This is a genomic window from Streptomyces novaecaesareae, assembly GCF_000716875.1.
In the GTDB taxonomy this organism is placed as follows: Bacteria; Actinomycetota; Actinomycetes; order Streptomycetales; family Streptomycetaceae; genus Kitasatospora; species Kitasatospora novaecaesareae.
Genome location: NZ_JNWQ01000177.1, coordinates 1 through 2,873, shown reverse-complemented (window position 1 = coordinate 2,873; position 2,873 = coordinate 1). Strand labels below are relative to the sequence as shown.

The 2,873-nt window shown below is 74.8% G+C and carries 3 protein-coding genes and 1 tRNA gene; 3 read left to right on the top strand and 1 reads right to left on the bottom strand.

Going from position 1 to position 2,873, the window contains the following annotated elements:
* From OP86_RS35445 to OP86_RS32300, 3 genes are all read left to right on the top strand, one after another.
* On the top strand, positions 1-98 hold a 98-nt coding region (locus OP86_RS35445; RefSeq protein ID WP_157849844.1), incomplete at its 5' end, for an acyl-CoA dehydrogenase family protein.
* A 115-nt stretch (positions 99-213) separates the two neighbouring features.
* Positions 214-954 carry a TetR family transcriptional regulator gene (locus OP86_RS32305; RefSeq protein WP_234434857.1) on the top strand — a complete coding sequence of 247 codons (741 nt, stop codon included), beginning with the start codon at positions 214-216 and terminating at the stop codon, positions 952-954.
* 190 nt (positions 955-1,144) lie between these two features.
* Positions 1,145-2,509, top strand: a complete 1,365-nt coding sequence (locus OP86_RS32300) for a chloride channel protein (RefSeq protein WP_030055560.1) — start codon at positions 1,145-1,147, stop codon at positions 2,507-2,509.
* Between the two features lie 152 nt (positions 2,510-2,661).
* Here the strand turns inward: OP86_RS32300 and OP86_RS32295 are convergent.
* Positions 2,662-2,746, bottom strand: a tRNA-Leu gene (locus OP86_RS32295).
* Between the last annotated feature and the right edge of the window lie 127 nt (positions 2,747-2,873).

The following is a 2,873-nucleotide window of genomic DNA, read 5'->3' as shown; positions in this document are numbered from 1 at the left end:
ACCCGGTGGAGCGGATGATGCGGGACGCGAAGATCACGCAGATCTACGAGGGCACCAACCAGGTCCAGCGCATCGTCATGGCCCGCAACCTGCCGTAACTCCGCAGGACACCGCCGCCGGTCAGCCGCACCCCGGCCTGGCCTGCACCGACGGCCGGACCGGAGCGGTCCGGCCGTCGGCGCCGACGCGGTGCACCGAGGTAGGTTGCGGAGAATGAGCGAGAAGGAAGAGCAGGACCTGCCCATGAACGACGGTCCCCCCAAGCCCGCCATGCGCGAGGCGCTGGTGGCCGCGGCCTTCGAGCTCTTCCTGGAGCGCGGCTTCGAGCAGACCACCGTCGACGACATCGTCTCGCTGGCCGGCGTCGGCCGACGCTCCTTCTTCCGCTACTTCCCGGCCAAGGAGGACGTGGTCTTCCCCGACCACGAGCGCAGCCTGGCCGAGATGACGGAGTTCCTGGAGTCCGGCACCGGCGAGGAGGACCCGGTCAGGCACGCCTGCGACGCCGCCCGCCTGGTCCTGCGGATGTACGCCGAGCAGCCCTCCTTCTCCGTCCAGCGCTACCGGCTGACCCGCAAGGTGCCGGGCCTGCGGGCGTACGAGCTGTCGGTGGTCTGGCGCTACGAGCACACCCTCGCCGCCTACCTGCGCGGCCGCTTCGCCGACCGCCCGGACGGCCCACTGCGTGCGGACGTGATCGCCGCGGCCGTCGTCGCCGCGCACAACCACGCCCTGCGCACCTGGCTGCGCTCGGGCGGGGAGAGCGACTGGGTGGCCGAGGTGGACGCGGCGATGGCCTTCGTCACCGGCACGTGGAGCGACCGCCCGTCCGAGACCGCCGCCGAGGGGGAGTCCGACGAGGTCGTGGTCCTGGTCGCCAGCCGCCGGGCGCCGCTGTGGCGCATGGTCCAGGGCATCGAGAGCGCCCTGGGCGCGGACACCCGCCAGCCCTGACGCGCGCCGGCAGCGCGGCTCACCCGTGACCGCTCAGCCGTTACCGCTCACCTGTACGGCGCAACCGCGCCCGCTCCCGGCCCCGTCGGCGGCCTGCGCGCCGTGCGGGGCCCCCGCCCCCGGGCGAGACTCGGTCGCAGGACGGGGCCTCCGGGGCATCGGGCGGCCCGGGGAGCGCGAAGGAGCGGCCATGCCGGGAACGCCCCAGCAGCAGGACGGCGGTCCGACCCTGCGCGAGGTGCTGCTGCACAAGGGCTACTTCGGCCTGCTGCTGATCGCGGCGCTGGTCGGCATCCCGGTCTCGCTGGCCGCCTTCGGCTTCGTCGGCCTGGAGCACGAACTCCAGCACTGGATCTGGGAGAGCCTGCCGCACACCGCCGGCTACGGCCGCGCCCCCTGGTGGTGGCCGCTGCCCGCACTGCTGCTGGCCGGTCTGCTGCTCGCCCCGGTCGTCACCCGGCTGCCCGGGCGCGGCGGCCACGTCCCGGTGGACGGGCTCGGCGGCCCGCCCACCCCGCCCGCCGCCGTCCCCGGCGTGGTGCTGGCCGCCCTCGCCTGCCTGCCGCTCGGCGCGGTCCTCGGCCCCGAGGCGCCGCTGATGGCGCTCGGCGGCGGCCTCGCCCTGCTCGCCGTCCGCTCCGCCAGGCGGGCCGAACAGCCGCAACTGGTGGCCGTGTTGGGCGCGGCCGGCGCGGCAGCCGCGATCTCCACCATCTTCGGCAGCCCGCTGGTGGCCGGGGTGATGCTGATCGAGGCGGCCGGGCTGGGCGGCCCCCGGCTGATCGCGCTGATCCTGCCCAGCCTGCTGGCGAGCGGGGTCGGAGCACTGGTCTTCACCGGCTTCGGCCACTGGACCGGCCTGTCGATCGGCGCGCTCTCGCTGCCGCACCTGCCGAAGAGCGGCGTCCCCGATCCCGGCGACTTCCTCTGGGGCGTCCCGCTGGCCGCCGTGATCGCCCTGGTCTGCGTGACCGGGCAGACGCTCGGCCGCCGGATCAAGGCCCTCACCACGGCGGGCCCCGCCCGGCGGACGGCCGCCCGGACGGTGCTGTGCGCGGTCGCGGTCGGCTGCTGCATCGCCGCGTACGCCCTGCTCACCGGCCGCTCCCCGGAGGAGGCCGCGCTCTCCGGCCAGGCCACCCTCGGCGCCCTCGCCGCCGACCCGGCCGGCTGGCCGATCGGCGCGCTGCTCGCCCTCGTCCTCTGCAAGGGGCTCGGCTGGTCCATCGCGCTCGGCAGCCTGCGCGGCGGCCCGATCTTCCCGGCGATCCTGCTCGGCGCCGCCCTCGGCATCGCCTGCGCGCCGCTGCCCGGCTTCGGCACCGCGCCCGCCCTGGCCGTCGGCCTCGCGGCCTCGGGCGCCGCCGTCACCCGCCTTCCGGTCACCAGCACCGTCCTCGCCGCGGCCCTCCTCGGCGGCGAGGCGGCGAACGCGATGCCGCTGCTGATCGTCTCCACGGTGACGGCGTTCATGACCGGCGAGGCACTGCGCGGCCGGCCGGGGCGGGCGTCCGCAGCGGCCGCTCCGTCCGGGCTCTCGTCAGAAACGCCCTAGGTGCCGCTCGATCTCCTGCTGGCTCTCCACCAACCGCAGCCAGAGGTGGCGCAGTTGGGCCAGCTCGTCCGGAGCGAGAGCCTGGCCAGGCTCAGAACGGCCCCGGAAACGCGAAATGCGGGCCAGGATTTCTCCTGACCCGCATCACTCTGTGTCCGAGGGGGGACTTGAACCCCCACGCCCGATAAAGGGCACTAGCACCTCAAGCTAGCGCGTCTGCCATTCCGCCACCCGGACTGGGTGTCGTCCTCGCGGCTTCCGATCTCTCGTCCGTCGCGCTGACAGATGTAACTGTAGCAAAGATCGGCTTGGGCTCCCAAAACGGCTCCGGACGGGGGAGCGGGGGCGGTGGCGGGGGCAAGGG